We start from the raw sequence: 15,884 nt of genomic DNA on the forward strand, positions 1-15,884 counted from the left end.
TGTCGTTAATTTATTTCACAACCAATAATTTTTGCTTTTCTGCATTGGGCTTGCCTTTGTTGATCCACAAGATGTAAGTTCCGGCTGGGATGTTAGCCAAATCGAACTTCACGTTCTCTTGCTTTGCTGTTTGAGCGTAATTATTGGTTAATAAGGTTTTTCCCGTCAAAGATATTAGATTTAGGGAAGTGATCTCATTTGATGAAGATGGATCTACCCAAATATAGGCTTTGGCTGGGTTAGGATATACGGTGGTTTTTTCTGAAGCTAATCCAAAATTTACGGCTTCAACGCCTAAAATCGTCGGCGTATCATTATGATCGTACTGGGTTAGGCGATAATAGTTAGTCCCAGATAAAGGTGCATAATCTGTTACGGAATAGCTCAAGGTAGTAGCACTATTTCCTGCGCCAGCAATTTCTTTAAAAAAAGTAAAATTGCTTGCTGAAGTACCTCTTTCGATCACAAATTTCTGGTTGTTTTGCTCGCTGGCTGTTTTCCAGGTTAGCAAAGCGGACGAACCGTTTTTTGTAGCGGCGTACGAGATCAGCGTTATGGGCAAAGTTCCTTGATATTCATAAGCCCCTAAATCGATTTCATTATGTTTAAGGCGAAGATTTCCCGCCAAATCTGTATCATTAGTCACATCACCTATTTCATTATACAAAACTTTACTGCCTTTTTCTGTCGCAGCTCCCTGTATTAAATTTAAAAAATTCGGATCAGTAGGAACAGTGCTAGCAAACAAAGAAACTGGTGAAGGATTAACGATATTTCCATCTACACCATCAGTACCATACACTTGGCTAAGCGAGTTTTTCATACTGAAGGTAACAGTGTTTCTGAAGATATCTCCATTTCCAGCTACAGCCGTATTTGAATTAAAAATGCTGTTGTATAATTTAACGCTTGATGAAGCAGAATTAGCCAAATATAGGGCAGCTCCGCCGGTTCCTGCTTTTACATCGTTTGCGTAAAAAGTAGCGTTTGAAATAGAAAGTATAGAACCTGATGAATTGTAAAAGGCGCTTCCCCCTGATGTACCATTTGACTCATTACCCGAGAATACGGAGTTCAATATCTTAATGTCATTTTGTTCTCCGGCGGTTGTAGAACCAGAAGAAAATACGGCACCGCCATTACCCGTAGAACTATTACCGATAAATCTACAGTTAAAAAAGTTCAACCTGCTCAAACTAGAAGCATAAATAGCCCCTCCAGCCGCACCCGATACATTTTCTGTGAAAGAAACGTTTTTGAATGTGGCACTAACTATGCCTAATGTGGTTGATCCAAAACTGTATATAGCACCTCCATTACCGTTAGCGCAGGTATTATTTTTAAATTCGACATTAGTAAAAGATAACGAGCCACTATAGAACAAATAAATAGCGCCAGAACTTTGATCTGATGAGCTATTATAGTTGTCTTCTATTTTTAGATTATTGAATGTAGCATTGTTAGCGTAATACAAAATAATGCCGGCAGCCCTAGAGCTCGGAATGTTACGTGTATTTACAGTTACAACTACCGCACTACTGCTAGTACCTGTGCCTGTGGCATAGCCTTTGGTAATGGTAAAACCATCCAAAACGGCTCCAGTCATATCATTGGCGGCAATTACCACATGATAAGCATTATCCGTATCAATAGCTGCATTGCCTATGTTACCACTCAATATGGAAGGATTTATTGCAAAATCTCTGGCAGATAGCGAAGTTTGCCCCACAGCAAAGCCACCATAAATTTTAACGCCTGCTCTCATCACAAAAGAATTACCTCTATCATTAAGCGTGATTGTTCCTGTAGCATCCGCCCTACGGGTTGGCAAATAAGTACCTGCGCTTACCCAAACCTGACGATTGGGAAATGTAGCCTCGTCAAGTGCTGCCAACTCATCTATCATTAGCTGCAAATCACCTGAAGCACTGCCCCAGCTAGTGCCATTGCCGGTACCACCAGCTGTAACATAGCGTATTGTTTGTGCTGAAATAGAATGGCAACTGAGCGCAATTAGAAGTAGTAAGTAAAATTTCTTCATAAATTGTTGGTTAGGTTTGTTGTTTGTCCTATATAGACTGCCCATCTTTAACAATGGACCGTTAAAAACCAACTTTTTGAAAAAAAATTATTGAATGGTTAGCTTGATGAACAAAACAGATCAAAAAAGAATGAATTTTTAGAAAAACAACTTCCAGAGCAATAGTAGAGACACCACGATATGATGCTTGGAAATATGGTATTTAAGATGCTTGAGCACCTCAACAATTACATTTTTAACGCGACTTTTGGAAAGCCCAACAGCTTGGGCAATTTCTTCGTGGCTCATGTGCTGGTTGCGGCTCATGTTAAATATCTCCTGCTTTTGTGGAGACAGCGTTTGCAAAACTTTATTGATTAAAAAAACGCTCTCTTTGAGATTGATCTGGTCTTCGATATTATTTAAACTTACCGAAGTATTGATCCATGCGTTGCTGATCGTTTTCTCTGTTCTGCTTACTTTGCTCAGATAATCGTAGGTTTTGTTACGAGCAATAGTGTAAATATAGTTACGTGGGTGTTCGATGGAAAGCAGTTTTTCACGGTTTTGCCAGATGACTAAAAATGTCTCCTGAACAATCTCCTCAGCATCAGCCTTGCTATGGACAAAGGAATCTACAAAAGCCAAAATTTTGCCCCTATAAAGATTGAACATTTTATTAAATGCCAAAGAATTTCCATCATAAATCTGCTTTAACAATAGCTTTTCTGCTGTTAAATCGTACAAGGCCATAAAGTAAAATATGAACCGATATACTTTAGAAAAGTTTATCAGCTAGTTTGTCGGTTAGGTTATTATAAAATTAGCATTCCTCGCTCACTATCCAAAACATTTTTGTGTTACTTATATAACTTTTTTGATAAAAACGCAAAAAAGCAGACAGATTGCCCTGACTACTCAAATGATTTTCACAAAAAAAAGAGAACCTCATCGAAATGAGGCTCTCCATAGAGCTATTATTTAGATAGATTTATTTTTAAACCCAGTTCTACACTGCCATAAGTGTATTTTTTCAGGTTGTTATTTATCGGCAACGAATACGATGCCTGCATTTGGTATTTTTTTAGTATGTTAAAACCTAATCCAAAGGACAGGCTGTTGCTACTGTGGTAAAAAGCGAGAAGATTAAATTTATCTTCAGCAAATTGTGCGTTAACACCTACGTCAATTACGTTATCATAGCCATCAAGTCCGCGGTAAAATAATTTTGGAGTCAATCTTATCGGGCCATCTAATACCTGATACGCCGCAGAAACATAAAATGTGCTGTAGTTATAGCCATCATTAACATTTTCAGTATAGATGAGGCTACGCAAATTTGGTGCTACCGCACTTAAGCTTAGCTTGCCATCCTCATAATTTACACCCAAATCACCATCAAAAACATAACCTTGGTCATTAAACTGCTGGGGCACCAGATCTGTTCCATCGCCAATGATATCGGCCATATTTACTTTTAAGGAAGATATTCCAGCCGACAATCCAAATCTTAAATTACCAGTTTCGGATGTTTCAACATGATAGGCATAAGAAGCGGAAAATCTATTCACATTCAAAAGGCCGTCCTTATCGGTAACTACCGATAGCCCAAAGCCATTTTTGTTCCATCCGTAATCAATGGTAACGGTGTTTGCCACATTTTGACCATTGCTTCCAGTAAGATTGTTTTTATAAGAAAGTCCCACATTTAAGCCTGCCCTTTTTCCTGCCGCCGCAGGGTTGTACAGGTATTCATTGAGATAGTACATAGACATCGGCGGACTTACCTGGGCCTTTAATGGAGAAGAAGCAAAAAATAAGATGACGGTGGTAATGATATATGTAATTTGTTTAGTTTTCATTGTTGTTTGGTTAAGCAAATTCTTAATTTTTAAAGCAAACAGTACTTGTTATCTTCCTTTCAAAATAGTTAGCGTGCCCTTAATTGGCTTTAAACCAGCACCAATATTAATTTCGTAATAGTAGGTGCCCGTGTTCAAAGGGCTGCCATTGTAGCTGCCATCCCAATCATTCTGATAATTTGCCTTCTTAAACACTGTCTTCCCCGTTTTATCATAAACAATCACTTCATTTTTTGGATACATCAAACTCAAATCCGTAACAATCCATAAATCGTTTTTCCCATCGCCATTTGGCGTAAGGATATTATTGGCTACTATTGTTCCTGTATATAACCTGAGGTTAACCGTTGTTTGAGGGCTTGGGTTACTTGTACCCAAGCTATTGCTAGCCACTACGTGAAACGTGTGAGGTCCGGGAGCCAATTCCTCTGTAAAAGTGTAGGCCCATTCTCCTTTATCGTTAGACATTACCGTAACCGGATGTTCTTTGTTATCGACATAAATGGTAATTACGCTTGCCGGTTCGGCCAGCCCACTTAGCTTTGGCCTGTAGCTGGTTAATACTCCATTTGCCACATTAGCAACCACCGGTGCCTGTGGGTCTTCCATCAGGTTCACCAAAGAAATAATTACACGCATCACCTGATCATCGCCTATATCGTTAAAAACCTTAACGGTTAAGGTAAAGCTCCTTACTTTCTCATAATCAATCTCGGTGCTTTTGTTAACCGTGATATTTCCGGTGGCGGCATTGATCGCAAAAGCATCATTAAGGTTACCGCTCATGATGGTCCAATTGGAAAGTACGCCCGGCAAACTTGAAACAGGTTTTGCCACAAAGGTTCCATTTGGAGCGTTCTCGTTAATAGATATCTGTAGCGGTGGCACTGGGGCAGCGCCATCAAACTCATAAGCGCCCAAATCCAAAATAAGGTTGTTAACTCTCGAGTTTCCGGCCAAATCGGTACTGATGCCCAATGGCAAAAGATTATTCTGTCCGGCATCTATTGCTGGGCTAAAATCCTGCAAACGCAAGAAATCGGGGCTATTAGGGTCTTCGCTTTCAAATACCGGGTCCTGGCCTACGATGTTATCGTCTACACCACTGGTGCCATAAACATCTGTCATAGAAGACCGCACGGTTAAATTGGCCGCTGTTGTAGCCAAGAAATCTACTGTAGCTGCATCAGTGGCTTCATTTTTATACAAAATGCTATTGTAAACCGTGGCTTGCCCCGAGGCTGTTAAATAAATGGCACCACCTTTAAATGCAGTGGCTTTGTTAGCGTAAAAAGTAGTGTTGTGAATAACTGGCGCCGCATTGGTAGAAACATAGATTGCACCACCACCACCGGAGCTGCTTCCAGCCTCATTATTATAGAATAAGTTATTGACAAGTACAGGGCTTGCCAAATTACCCGCCACGCCAAAAAGGTAAATTGCACCGCCACTGGTAATAGCCTTATTACCCAAAAATTTGTTGTTGTGCATTTCAGGGCTGTTGGCATTCAAATAGAGTGCTCCTGCCGTTGTAGTGGCTTCGTTATTGATGAATGTTAGACCATTTAATACCGATGGAAGGGTACTGGTGCCCAAATATATCGCACCCGAAGAGTTGGCTTTATTCGCGGTAAAGGTACTTTCGGTGATATTAATCGTTCCCGTGCTGAAATAAATGGCACCACCACTACTTGCCGAGGTATTATTGTTAAATGTGGAGTTACTGATGTTGATGGTTGTACCCAAAGCATTGTATATTGCTCCGCCGTTGGTCAAGGCCGAGTTGGCAGTAAATGTACATTCACTAAAAGTTGCCGAAGCTGAGGCCGAATTCATTAAAATTGCCCCACCATTGGTTGTCGTAGCTTCATTGCCCTCAAATTTGCATTTGGTAAAAACAGGTGATCCTGCAGTGGATATTGCCAACGCTCCTCCAGAACTTCCTTCATTGCCAATAAACTCTACCTCGGTAAAAACTGGCTTAGAAGGCGTGGCGGCAGCACTAAATATAAAAATAGCCCCTCCACTTGTTGATAATGTTTTATTATTGATGAACTTTACCTTGTTATAAATTGGCGATCCATAGAATATATAGATGGCTCCGGCGCTCTGGTCTGTTGAACCATTTACGTTATCCCTGATCACGAGGTTCTCATAGGTAGCGCTGCTATAGTAATTGATAATTCCTGGCGAGCGACTTGGCGGAATCGTATAACCATTTACGCTAACACCGCCGCCAGTTCCCGTACCGCTGCTATAGCCCTTAGTTACGGTAAACCCATCCAATTTAGCCGTACCCAAATCACCAGAAGCCACCACCACGTGGTAGGCATTATCTGTATCAATGGTTTCGTCACCCAAATTACCGCTTAAAACCGTCACATTGGCCGCAAAGTTTCTTTGGTCCCTAACGGCTTCTGTCCCAGAAAAACCACCGTATATGGCAACATCCTTTTTAAGTACAAAAGCATTAAATCTATCATTTAGCGTAATGGTTGCTAGCGCATCGGCCTTGCGGTTTGGCTTGTAAGTACCAGCTGCTACCCATATTTCATTCCCGGCCGCCGAGGCATTAATCATGGCCTGCAAATCCCCCGATGCAGCCGCCCAAGTGGAACCGTCGCCCGTGCCACCAGGTTTTACATACCTAATTGTTTGCGCTATCGCATCAAATCCAACCAATAGTGGAAAGAAAATAAGCAATAAGTAAAGTTTCTTCATATGAATTGCTAGTTTGTTAGTTGTTAGGCCGTTTAAAGGGATAACCCGCTATCGATAGCGAGCTTTTCTTTCAAACTATAAGATAGACTGTTACAAAATACAACAGGACCACTTTTATATGATTTTTTTTTAAGGAGATATAAAATCAACAAATTGGGGATTAATTTCGGTACGTTTTCGAATCACGAAAGTCTATCTTAAAAGCGATACGCTTTTCAACCTGATCACAAAACTATATCAAATGAGATTTTTAAAATTAAGCCTGCTGTTTTTATTGATTTCGGGCTTTGCTTACGCACAAAAATGGGAAGTTGGTAAAACCTATACCGACGATGAGAAATGGACAGAATTTACGGTTGGCAATATACCGTTGATTATCAGCGTGCCACACGGAGGAATTATTACACTTCCCCATGAAGCCGCTCGTGATTGCAAAGGCGCTGTTACGGTTACCGATTCAAAAACTATTGAACTGGCCAAGGAAATTGAAAAGGTATTTTTAGAAAAGTACCATGCCAGGCCATTTATTATCCTATCTAACCTCTCCAGAAAACACCTGGATCAAAACCGGGATATAGAGGAAGCCACTTGCGGTAATAAGGCATTGGAAAAAACCTGGCACCAATTTCATGATAATATAGATACCGCTATTGCCCTGGCCACCAAAAAATTTGGCAAAGCGATATACATTGACCTACACGGACACGGGCATACCAAACAAAGGTTGGAACTGGGATATAATTTAACGGCAACCGATCTAAGAAAGCCAGATGTTGAAAAAAATCAATTGGCAGAAAAATCTTCAGTGGCTAACCTGTTGGCATCCCAAAAAAACCTGGACCTGGTTCAACTACTTACTGGGGAAACCGCATTTGGAACATTAATTACTTCCGCTGGATTTGACGCTGTGCCCGCTAAACAAGATATAGCTCCTTTGGAGGAAGACAAATATTTTAGCGGCGGGTACAATACCCGACGATACACTTCAATCAAATATCCGAATGTGTTTGGCTGGCAAATAGAGAGCAATTTTAAGGGGGTACGTGATGCCGCTGGCCGACCAGCATTTGCTAAAGCTTTTGTAGAAGTGATGGCCCAATATTTCAAAATACATCTGAACACCTCATTTTAATTTCATAAATCTTAAGCTTGAATTAAAAAGAAAATCAATATTCATCCTGTATAAGCATTTTAAATCATTAATCTTTATACAGGATGAATCAGATTATTTTAATGCTGAATGAAAAAACAAAAGCCCCAAGAATCTTGAGGCTTTGTTCGTTCAACTTAATAAGTCTATTTCATTCCGCTACCACTGTTAGCACCTCCCTGACCAACTTTATAGCCAAAAATTTCAACCTCATCATCATTCTCTTCAGCGTGGAAACCCGTGTTTCCGGTTCCACCTGTTATTCTTCTTTGTTCTTCCCTAGATAATTCAGTTAACTGTAAAAAAGGGAGTTCTTTGTGTTTTTCCATAATATTATGTTTTAGAATAATAAATATAAAGATTTTTAACAAGAAACATAACAAGCTAATAAATAAACACTTACACAAAAACACAAACTTCTCCCTTCTTAAAATACTTTCTACTATAATCATCATTTACTGAAGGCTCTTTGAATAAGGCAAAAAGCATTTATAAAAAAGAAGCCCCGATTGACATTCAATCGGGGCTTCTTTTTTAGCGTTGTATTAAAATCATTAAACTTTGATTTCTACTTCAACACCGCTAGGCAATTCAAGCTTCATTAAAGCATCAACTGTTTTTGAGTTTGAGCTATAAATATCTAAAAGACGTTTATAAGCACACAATTGGAACTGCTCACGAGCTTTTTTGTTTACGTGTGGTGAACGCAATACAGTGAAAACTTTTTTCTCTGTTGGCAACGGAATAGGTCCGCTAACTACTGCGCCTGTAGGCTTTACAGTTTTTACGATTTTCTCAGCAGATTTATCTACCAAGTTATAATCGTAAGATTTTAATTTGATTCTAATTCTTTGGCTCATTTTATTTATTTAATTAAACCGATAGTTAGAGCTATTAATAACTAGCGGTGGATTTATTTTTTAAAGGTTAATGGTTTAAGGTATAAGGCCTAGGGTTTAAAACCTATTACCTTACACCTTTTACCTAATACCTTAATTAGTCTTCGATAGCTTTAACTCTACCTTTAGATTTGGCTACAACCTCGTCTTGTACGTTACGAGGAGCTTCTGCGTAGTGATCAAACTCCATTGTAGAAGTTGCACGGCCCGAAGTGATGGTACGCAACTGAGTTACATAACCAAACATTTCCGAAAGTGGCACGTGAGCTTTGATTACCTGTGCTCCGTTACGGGTATCCAAACCTTGCATTTGTCCACGACGACGGTTCAAGTCACCCATTACATCACCCATGTTTTCTTCTGGAGTTAAAACTTCAATCTTCATGATTGGCTCCATCAATACTGGACGACACTTAGGCAATGCCTCACGATAAGCCATTTTAGCAGCTAATTCGAAAGATAAAGCATCAGAGTCAACCGCGTGGAAAGATCCATCAATTAAACGAACTTTCATTCCCGACAATGGATAACCAGCTAACACACCGTTGTTCATTGAACCTTCGAAACCTTTCTGAACTGAAGGGATGTACTCCTTAGGAATAGCACCACCTACAATTTCGTTAACGAATTGAAGCGGAGATTTAGAGTTATCGAAATCTTCGTCTGCTGGAGAAATCACCACTTTGATATCCGCAAACTTACCACGACCACCTGATTGTTTTTTGTAAACCTCACGGTGCTCGGTAGAACCATTGATAGATTCTTTGTAAGCTACTTGAGGAGCTCCTTGGTTAACTTCTACCTTAAACTCACGTTTCAAACGGTCAATCAAGATATCTAAGTGAAGCTCTCCCATACCTGAAATTACTGTTTGACCAGTTTCTTGATCTGTTTTTACTACGAAAGTTGGATCCTCTTCAGCTAATTTACCTAAAGCAATACCCAATTTATCTACGTCAGCTTGAGTTTTTGGTTCAATCGCTAAACCGATAACTGGCTCAGGGAAAGTCATTGATTCTAACACGATAGGGTGTTTTTCATCGCATAAAGTATCACCTGTTTTGATATCTTTAAAGCCTACTACAGCGCCAATATCACCAGCCTCGATAAAAGGAATTGGGTTTTGTTTGTTGGCGTGCATTTGGAAGATACGGGAAATACGCTCCTTGTTACCTGAACGGGTATTCAACACGTAAGAACCAGCTTCCAATTTACCAGAGTAAGCACGGATAAAGCATAAGCGGCCTACGAATGGGTCAGTAGCGATTTTGAAACCTAATGCTGCAAAAGGCTCGTTTACAGAAGGTTTACGAGAAATTTCTGCACCAGTATCAGGGTTGGTACCTTTTACCGCTTCTTGATCTAGTGGCGAAGGCAATAGCTCCATTACCAGATCCAACATTGTTTGTACACCTTTGTTTTTGAAAGATGAACCACAAACCATAGGAACGATAGCATTATCCAAAACAGCCGCACGCAATGCGTCCAAAATTTCACGCTCAGTTAATGAGTTCGGATCTTCGAAGAATTTCTCCATCAAAGACTCGTCATAAGAAGCTACTGCTTCCAATAATTTCTCACGATATTCAGCAACTTCGTCTACCATATCATCAGGAATTGGCACTTCGGTAAAGGTCATACCTTTATCGTGCTCGTTCCAAACAATACCACGGTTGTTGATCAAATCAACCACACCTTTAAAAGCATCTTCAGATCCGATTGGCAATTGCAAAGCAACCGCATCAGAACCCAACATGTCTTTAACTTGCTTAACAACTTTTAAGAAATCAGCACCTGAACGGTCCATTTTGTTAACGAAACCAATACGAGGCACTTTGTAGTTATCCGCTAGTCTCCAGTTGGTTTCAGATTGAGGCTCAACACCATCAACGGCCGAAAACAAGAACACTAAGCCATCAAGTACACGTAAAGAACGGTTTACCTCTACGGTAAAGTCCACGTGTCCAGGAGTATCGATAACGTTTACTTGGTATTTGTTATTACGGTAGTTCCAGAAAACGGTGGTAGCAGCAGAAGTGATGGTTATACCACGTTCAGCCTCTTGTACCATCCAGTCCATGGTTGATGCACCCTCGTGTACCTCGCCAATTTTGTGGTTTACACCAGCATAATAAAGAATACGCTCGGTAGTAGTTGTTTTACCAGCATCGATGTGGGCAGCGATACCAATATTTCTTGTAAATTTTAAATCTCTTGACATCTTGTTTTGATATATGATTACACCGATTAAAAGATTTCACAGATATCAATCAGTGTAATCCGAAAACCAGTGTAATCAATTTATTTTTCTTAGAATCTGAAGTGTGAAAACGCCTTATTAGCTTCAGCCATTTTGTGCGTATCCTCTTTTTTCTTAACTGCTGCACCTTCGCCTTTAGCCGCTGATACCATTTCAGCTGCCAATTTTTCCTTCATGGTTTTTTCACCACGCTTACGCGAATAGTTGATCAACCATTTCATCCCTAAAGCAGTTTTACGCTCTGGACGCACCTCTGTAGGCACTTGGAAGTTTGCACCACCCACACGGCGAGATTTAACCTCTACAGCAGGGCTGATGTTTGCTAATGCACGTTTGAAGATTTCTAATCCATTCTCTCCAGATTTTTTCTCTGCCAATTCTACAGCATCGTAAAAAATCGCATAAGCGATAGATTTTTTACCATCAAACATCATGTTGTTTACAAATCTTGTAACCTGAACATCATTAAATTTAGGATCAGGAAGAATGATTCTTTTCTTTGGTTTTGCTTTTCTCATTTCTATTGTCCTCCTAAATTATTTCTTTTTACCTTTTGCTGGTGCTGCAGCTGCCTGTCCTGGTTTAGGGCGCTTAGTACCATATTTACTACGACGTTGGTTACGACCAGCTACACCTGATGTATCTAGCGCACCACGGATGATGTGGTAACGTACACCTGGTAAATCTTTCACACGACCACCACGGATTAATACGATAGAGTGCTCCTGTAAGTTGTGGCCTTCACCTGGAATGTAGGCATTCACCTCTTTACCATTGGTTAAACGTACACGGGCAACTTTACGCATTGCAGAGTTTGGTTTCTTAGGGGTAGTGGTGTATACACGGGTACACACGCCTCTTCGCTGTGGACAGCTGTCCAACGCTGGAGATTTACTCTTAAACTCCAGTGCTACTCTACCTTTTCTAACTAATTGTTGAATGGTTGGCATTTCTTGCTTTTTGTTTCTATTATTTGTTTAATTTCCTTGCCGTTAGCAGTTTACAACTAGCCTACATTAAGGGACTGCAAAAGTAGAACAATTTCTTTTAACTATCAAGAGGTTACGGCAAAAAATTTCCAATTTAAAAATCACTTAACATAAATTTTGCCTCAACTTAAAACAGCGGCGCATTTTAAAGGCGAAACAATGGCTGTAGTTCTTTGCCAACCAGGCTAATTCCATGCCTTTTTAGTAAACTTTACTTCCGTTGCATCCAGGGCAATGTCGTTAACACAATAATCAGTGCACATGCCAAAAGAGGTTCCGTAACCTATCTCCCCCACGTCGGCATTTCCATCCTTTTTAGAAACCGCCATGGCAAATCCTATCCAAAACAAGTGTATTTTTCATTCTTTTCATCTGTTTAAAACAATACGCTTGATCTATCTCAAACGTCTCAAAAGATTTAGCAATACTTTTGGGAATGAAACGGTTACTTTTTATATATTTAACTTATAAACCTAAAACCGCTCTCCTACTACGCTCAGATGAATGTTGTTGTAAAACCAACCAAACGTATTATATATAATTATGTAATATGCATATTTATTTCTATTGCCCTAATTGTTAGCCTGAACCATTATGGACTTAAGGCCATAGATGGGATTAGGGCCTTTACCTCAGGAGAGTCTATTTACATGAAGGCGCAGCAAGAGGCCTCCAGACAGCTCACCAATTATGTCTTTACCTCAAACCCATCCTACTACGCCAATTTCTTAGCACAGCTTCAGGTCCCTATCAACGATAGTTTGGCGAGAATTTCCCTGGATAGGAACCTGAATCAAGCCATTGTAAAAAAACATTTATTGCTTGGCAAAAATATCCCCGAAGATGTGGACAATATCATTTGGGTTTACAGGAACTTCAAATCGCTATCGCAGTTCGAAAAAGCTATTACTATTTGGAAAGCGGCCGACCAGCTTGTGATCAGCCTTGAAAAACAGGGAAAAGACATAGACCGGCTCATCAAGCACAAAACTATCCTCAGTTTGTACGAAAAGGAACAACTGGCACTTGCCATTGATGAAACCTGCAAACTGCTTACTCAAAAAGGAAACGAGTTTGACGAAACTTTAACGGAAAACTCAAGATTGGTAAATAAAACGGTACTTACCATCAACACCTTGATGGCCTTCATTGTCTTTATCTGCATTGTAGGTATTTCCGTAAAGTACATCCACAAACTTTCGGTGTTACAAAAAGATACCATGGCCCAAAACAAGGCGCTTATTAAAACCAATGAGGAGCTGGACCTTTTTACCCATAGCGTTTCGCACGACCTGCGGTCGCCCATTACTTCGCTAATGGGCATTATTGCATTGGCCGAAGTAGAACAGGACCCACAGCAACGCCATCAATACTTTTCGTTGATGAAGCGGATCCTTTTCAGACAGGATGATTTCATCCTAAAAATCATTCAGTTCTCCAAAAACAACAGGACAGACCTACACATCGAGGAAATACATTTACCCTCCTTTTTCCTGCATCTTTCCCAAGACCTTGAACATAGTGGCGACATCAAGATTGACCTTAAGCTTGATGTGGAAGACACGACTATCTCTATTGATGCCTTTAGGCTGGACATCATTTGCAGAAATCTGATTTCAAATGCCATTAAGTACGCAGATCCCAATAAAGAAAAAGCATTTATCAGCATTTCTGGTGAAGTTGCCCACGGCATATTGCGCTTAACATTTGAAGATAACGGCATTGGAATTAAGCAGGAGCACCAAGCTAAAATATTCAATATGTTTTACGTAACCACCCATCACAACAAGGGTAGTGGCATAGGGCTTTACTTGGTTAAAGAAATGATCAATAAATTAGATGGAGAAATCAATGTGCATTCTGCTAATGGTGTAGGAAGTACGTTTTCTGTAAAAATTCCTACGCTGGTTTAATCATTTCTTGATCGTAATCACTCGGCCGGTAACCAGGGTAAAGCTGTAGATACGGTATAAACCATCATCAACCATGGATATACTTTCTACCAAGCCGGTTTTGCTAAACGTATCGGTTACCAGGTCGCCCTCTTTGATATCGTTAAGCACTTCTGAGGGGGTTTCTTCGGTCAGTCTAATCATTGTTTATTTGGTAAACATTAATCCAAAGCCTACATAATCGGCTTCGGTTTGATGAATGTATATTTTTGATTGTAGGCCCAACCAGCTGTTCAATTTATATTTGGCCCCGGCAGTCCAATAGGTTTTAACGGGCAATAAGCTATTGTAGTGTATATAGTAGCCATATTTTGCCATAAAGGCGAGCCTGCCCATCCATAAATCTGGTCCAATGGCAGCCCCCACACGCCATCTGTCGAAAGACGAGGCCTTCGACTGATAAGTTTCCAGATTACGTTGGGGGTCGTATATTGTATGATAATAAACGGCATCCACACCTGCGCCTAAACCTAGATATGAGGTTAAACGATAGTTATATCCGCCGTAAATACCCGTCCGATACAAACCATCCCTACTTTGAAATACCCCTCTTCGGCCAACATTGATTCCCAAATCAAAAGTGTGCTTTTTGTAGTCCTCGCCTGCAAACGAAGGTGCTTCTGCTTCAACATTATTGTTTAACGCCCGGGTTACGCTCAAGCCTATACTCACGGTATTCAATCCATTATTTGGCACCCTACTACCTCCGTTCGAATAGTGCAGCACATCAAGATTTGCTGAAACAGCCGTTTTTTCGCCGATAGGCACACTGGCCTTTAAACCGGCTTTGAGCCCAAAATTAAGGCGGCTACCTACAATAGGGTTTTGGTTGCTAAACCAAGATTGGCCAGCATACAATATGCCAAAACCTGGGGTAAATGCCAGCTCAGCCTTACTTACCTGGAGCAGCGGGAAAGTTAGCCCGCCAAGTAAACCATAGGTGTCTCCAAACTCGCCCTTTTGCGGATTTGCAGTTCGGGTTACATTGCCCATGCGCTTGTAGTTGAAAATAACATCAATGCTTTTTATCCCCAAGTCACTTGACCATTTTTGTGGCTTTCTGTTCACGTTATAGTGGTAAATAAGCTCCCCGCCATAGGCACTTCCCTGTAGAAAATTTTTGTTGGCACTGAAATTATCAATAGATCGCTGCAGGTTCAACTCTAAACTATGCGCATTGTTTTGAGCGCTAACGGTAAACACGCCGATCACAAATACGAGCAGCGTGACATGGCTTAGCAATCGGCAAGAACGGAAAGACATTGTTTTGAAGGGTTTATATTGCCCAAAAATATAAATTATTTGCGCATTGCCCATTTAATGCCGGCTAAAAGTTGCTTTAAAAACAATGGATCGGTGTAGGCTTCGGGCGTGTGGCCAAGCCCGGTATAGAATATCCGCCCGCCTTCAAATTTATGATACCAAACTATAGGATGAAATTCGCCCATTTTTCCGCCTTGATAAGAGCTTTCATCTACCCTCATCAATACCTTCACCTCAGGATTAAAGGACTTGAAGTTATACCATTCATCAGTGTGCAGCCAGCTTTGGGGAATATCTTTCATGAGCCTATCTTTTGGTTTCACCACAACCAGTTTAGCTTGCTGCACTTTTGGGTGATCCGTGAAAAAAGCCCCTATCATATTTCCATACCACTCCCACTCAAAACAGAAATCTGTAGCGGCATGTATGCCTACTAAACCTCCTCCTTTATTGATATAGCTTTTGAGTGCTTGTTTTTGTTCTTCCGTAAAAACATTGGAACCGGTTGGGTTTAAAAAAATCAATGCTTTATATCTTGACAAATTCTCCAAGGTGAAGCTATTTACGCTTTCGGTGGTGTCTACTTCAAATCCATTATTTGCCGCAAGCGCCCTAATGGCCACGATGCCATCCTTAATGGATTTGTGGCGATAACTTTTGGTCAATGAAAAAATAAGCAACTTATTTTCCTTTTTGCTTTTTGCGTTTAATTCCTTGGGATAAAAAAACAGCGTAAAGGCTAGAACTGTGGCAAGTACAAATTTCATT

The 15,884-nt window shown here is 40.4% G+C and carries 15 protein-coding genes; 2 read left to right on the forward strand and 13 right to left on the reverse strand.

Annotated elements, in window-relative coordinates:
• Window positions 1-10: 10 nt before the first annotated feature.
• From DUT71_RS07840 to DUT71_RS07855, 4 genes are all read right to left on the reverse strand, one after another.
• A complete protein-coding gene (locus DUT71_RS07840; RefSeq protein WP_162795978.1) occupies window positions 11-2,041 on the reverse strand; it encodes a T9SS type A sorting domain-containing protein in 2,031 nt (676 codons plus the stop codon).
• A 138-nt stretch (window positions 2,042-2,179) separates the two neighbouring features.
• A complete protein-coding gene (locus DUT71_RS07845) occupies window positions 2,180-2,773 on the reverse strand; it encodes an RNA polymerase sigma factor (protein ID WP_113661974.1) in 594 nt (197 codons plus the stop codon).
• A 224-nt stretch (window positions 2,774-2,997) separates the two neighbouring features.
• On the reverse strand, window positions 2,998-3,882 hold the full coding sequence (locus DUT71_RS07850) for a PorP/SprF family type IX secretion system membrane protein (RefSeq protein WP_113661975.1): 885 nt from the start codon (window positions 3,880-3,882) through the stop codon (window positions 2,998-3,000).
• Window positions 3,883-3,930: 48 nt separating this feature from the next.
• Complete coding sequence (locus DUT71_RS07855) at window positions 3,931-6,603, reverse strand: T9SS type B sorting domain-containing protein (protein ID WP_113661976.1); 2,673 nt, start codon at window positions 6,601-6,603, stop codon at window positions 3,931-3,933.
• 241 nt (window positions 6,604-6,844) lie between these two features.
• Here DUT71_RS07855 and DUT71_RS07860 point away from each other — a divergent pair, with 241 nt between their 5' ends.
• Window positions 6,845-7,735 (forward strand): hypothetical protein, encoded by an 891-nt coding sequence (locus tag DUT71_RS07860; RefSeq protein WP_113661977.1) that lies wholly within the window; start codon window positions 6,845-6,847, stop codon window positions 7,733-7,735.
• Window positions 7,736-7,899: 164 nt separating this feature from the next.
• Here the strand turns inward: DUT71_RS07860 and DUT71_RS20180 are convergent, their stop codons facing one another.
• The 6 genes from DUT71_RS20180 to DUT71_RS20185 form a co-directional block, all read right to left on the reverse strand.
• Window positions 7,900-8,082 (reverse strand): hypothetical protein, encoded by a 183-nt coding sequence (locus tag DUT71_RS20180; RefSeq protein ID WP_162795979.1) that lies wholly within the window; start codon window positions 8,080-8,082, stop codon window positions 7,900-7,902.
• A gap of 225 nt (window positions 8,083-8,307) precedes the next feature.
• The gene (rpsJ, locus tag DUT71_RS07870) at window positions 8,308-8,613 is read right to left on the reverse strand and encodes a 30S ribosomal protein S10 (RefSeq protein ID WP_084237698.1); all 306 of its coding nucleotides are present in this window, start codon (window positions 8,611-8,613) and stop codon (window positions 8,308-8,310) included.
• Between the two features lie 136 nt (window positions 8,614-8,749).
• On the reverse strand, window positions 8,750-10,873 hold the full coding sequence (fusA, locus tag DUT71_RS07875) for an elongation factor G (protein WP_113661979.1): 2,124 nt from the start codon (window positions 10,871-10,873) through the stop codon (window positions 8,750-8,752).
• Window positions 10,874-10,962: 89 nt separating this feature from the next.
• Window positions 10,963-11,430, reverse strand: a complete 468-nt coding sequence (rpsG, locus tag DUT71_RS07880; protein ID WP_113661980.1) for a 30S ribosomal protein S7 — start codon at window positions 11,428-11,430, stop codon at window positions 10,963-10,965.
• 18 nt (window positions 11,431-11,448) lie between these two features.
• Window positions 11,449-11,862: a 30S ribosomal protein S12 gene (rpsL, locus tag DUT71_RS07885; RefSeq protein WP_010599925.1), complete on the reverse strand. Its 414-nt coding sequence runs from the start codon at window positions 11,860-11,862 to the stop codon at window positions 11,449-11,451.
• 224 nt (window positions 11,863-12,086) lie between these two features.
• Window positions 12,087-12,251 (reverse strand): hypothetical protein, encoded by a 165-nt coding sequence (locus DUT71_RS20185; RefSeq protein WP_162795980.1) that lies wholly within the window; start codon window positions 12,249-12,251, stop codon window positions 12,087-12,089.
• Window positions 12,252-12,401: 150 nt separating this feature from the next.
• Between DUT71_RS20185 and DUT71_RS07890 the strand changes: the two genes are divergently transcribed.
• Entirely contained in the window at window positions 12,402-13,814 is a 1,413-nt protein-coding gene (locus DUT71_RS07890) for a sensor histidine kinase (RefSeq protein ID WP_113661981.1), read from the forward strand.
• On the opposite strand, the gene DUT71_RS07895 is transcribed toward DUT71_RS07890, so the two are convergent.
• From DUT71_RS07895 to DUT71_RS07905, 3 genes are read right to left on the reverse strand one after another with little or no spacing between them, the layout of a single operon-like run.
• On the reverse strand, window positions 13,815-13,997 hold the full coding sequence (locus tag DUT71_RS07895; RefSeq protein WP_113661982.1) for a hypothetical protein: 183 nt from the start codon (window positions 13,995-13,997) through the stop codon (window positions 13,815-13,817).
• A gap of 3 nt (window positions 13,998-14,000) precedes the next feature.
• On the reverse strand, window positions 14,001-15,116 hold the full coding sequence (locus DUT71_RS07900; protein WP_162795981.1) for an acyloxyacyl hydrolase: 1,116 nt from the start codon (window positions 15,114-15,116) through the stop codon (window positions 14,001-14,003).
• A 35-nt stretch (window positions 15,117-15,151) separates the two neighbouring features.
• The gene (locus DUT71_RS07905) at window positions 15,152-15,883 is read right to left on the reverse strand and encodes a ThuA domain-containing protein (RefSeq protein ID WP_113661984.1); all 732 of its coding nucleotides are present in this window, start codon (window positions 15,881-15,883) and stop codon (window positions 15,152-15,154) included.
• Window position 15,884 lies beyond the last annotated feature (1 nt).

It is taken from the genome of Pedobacter nanyangensis (genome assembly GCF_003313505.1).
GTDB lineage: Bacteria > Bacteroidota > Bacteroidia > Sphingobacteriales > Sphingobacteriaceae > Pedobacter > Pedobacter nanyangensis.

Coding starts and splice junctions, on each gene's coding strand:
- DUT71_RS20180 (WP_162795979.1), bottom strand. CDS start 8,082: ATGGAAAAACACAAAGAACTCCCTTTTTTACAGTTAACTGAATTATCT.
- DUT71_RS07860 (WP_113661977.1), top strand. CDS start 6,845: ATGAGATTTTTAAAATTAAGCCTGCTGTTTTTATTGATTTCGGGCTTT.
- DUT71_RS07850 (WP_113661975.1), bottom strand. CDS start 3,882: ATGAAAACTAAACAAATTACATATATCATTACCACCGTCATCTTATTT.
- rpsL (WP_010599925.1), bottom strand. CDS start 11,862: ATGCCAACCATTCAACAATTAGTTAGAAAAGGTAGAGTAGCACTGGAG.
- DUT71_RS07905 (WP_113661984.1), bottom strand. CDS start 15,883: ATGAAATTTGTACTTGCCACAGTTCTAGCCTTTACGCTGTTTTTTTAT.
- DUT71_RS07845 (WP_113661974.1), bottom strand. CDS start 2,773: ATGGCCTTGTACGATTTAACAGCAGAAAAGCTATTGTTAAAGCAGATT.
- DUT71_RS07890 (WP_113661981.1), top strand. CDS start 12,402: ATGAATGTTGTTGTAAAACCAACCAAACGTATTATATATAATTATGTA.
- DUT71_RS07855 (WP_113661976.1), bottom strand. CDS start 6,603: ATGAAGAAACTTTACTTATTGCTTATTTTCTTTCCACTATTGGTTGGA.
- rpsG (WP_113661980.1), bottom strand. CDS start 11,430: ATGAGAAAAGCAAAACCAAAGAAAAGAATCATTCTTCCTGATCCTAAA.
- fusA (WP_113661979.1), bottom strand. CDS start 10,873: ATGTCAAGAGATTTAAAATTTACAAGAAATATTGGTATCGCTGCCCAC.
- rpsJ (WP_084237698.1), bottom strand. CDS start 8,613: ATGAGCCAAAGAATTAGAATCAAATTAAAATCTTACGATTATAACTTG.
- DUT71_RS07900 (WP_162795981.1), bottom strand. CDS start 15,116: ATGTCTTTCCGTTCTTGCCGATTGCTAAGCCATGTCACGCTGCTCGTA.
- DUT71_RS07840 (WP_162795978.1), bottom strand. CDS start 2,041: ATGAAGAAATTTTACTTACTACTTCTAATTGCGCTCAGTTGCCATTCT.
- DUT71_RS07895 (WP_113661982.1), bottom strand. CDS start 13,997: ATGATTAGACTGACCGAAGAAACCCCCTCAGAAGTGCTTAACGATATC.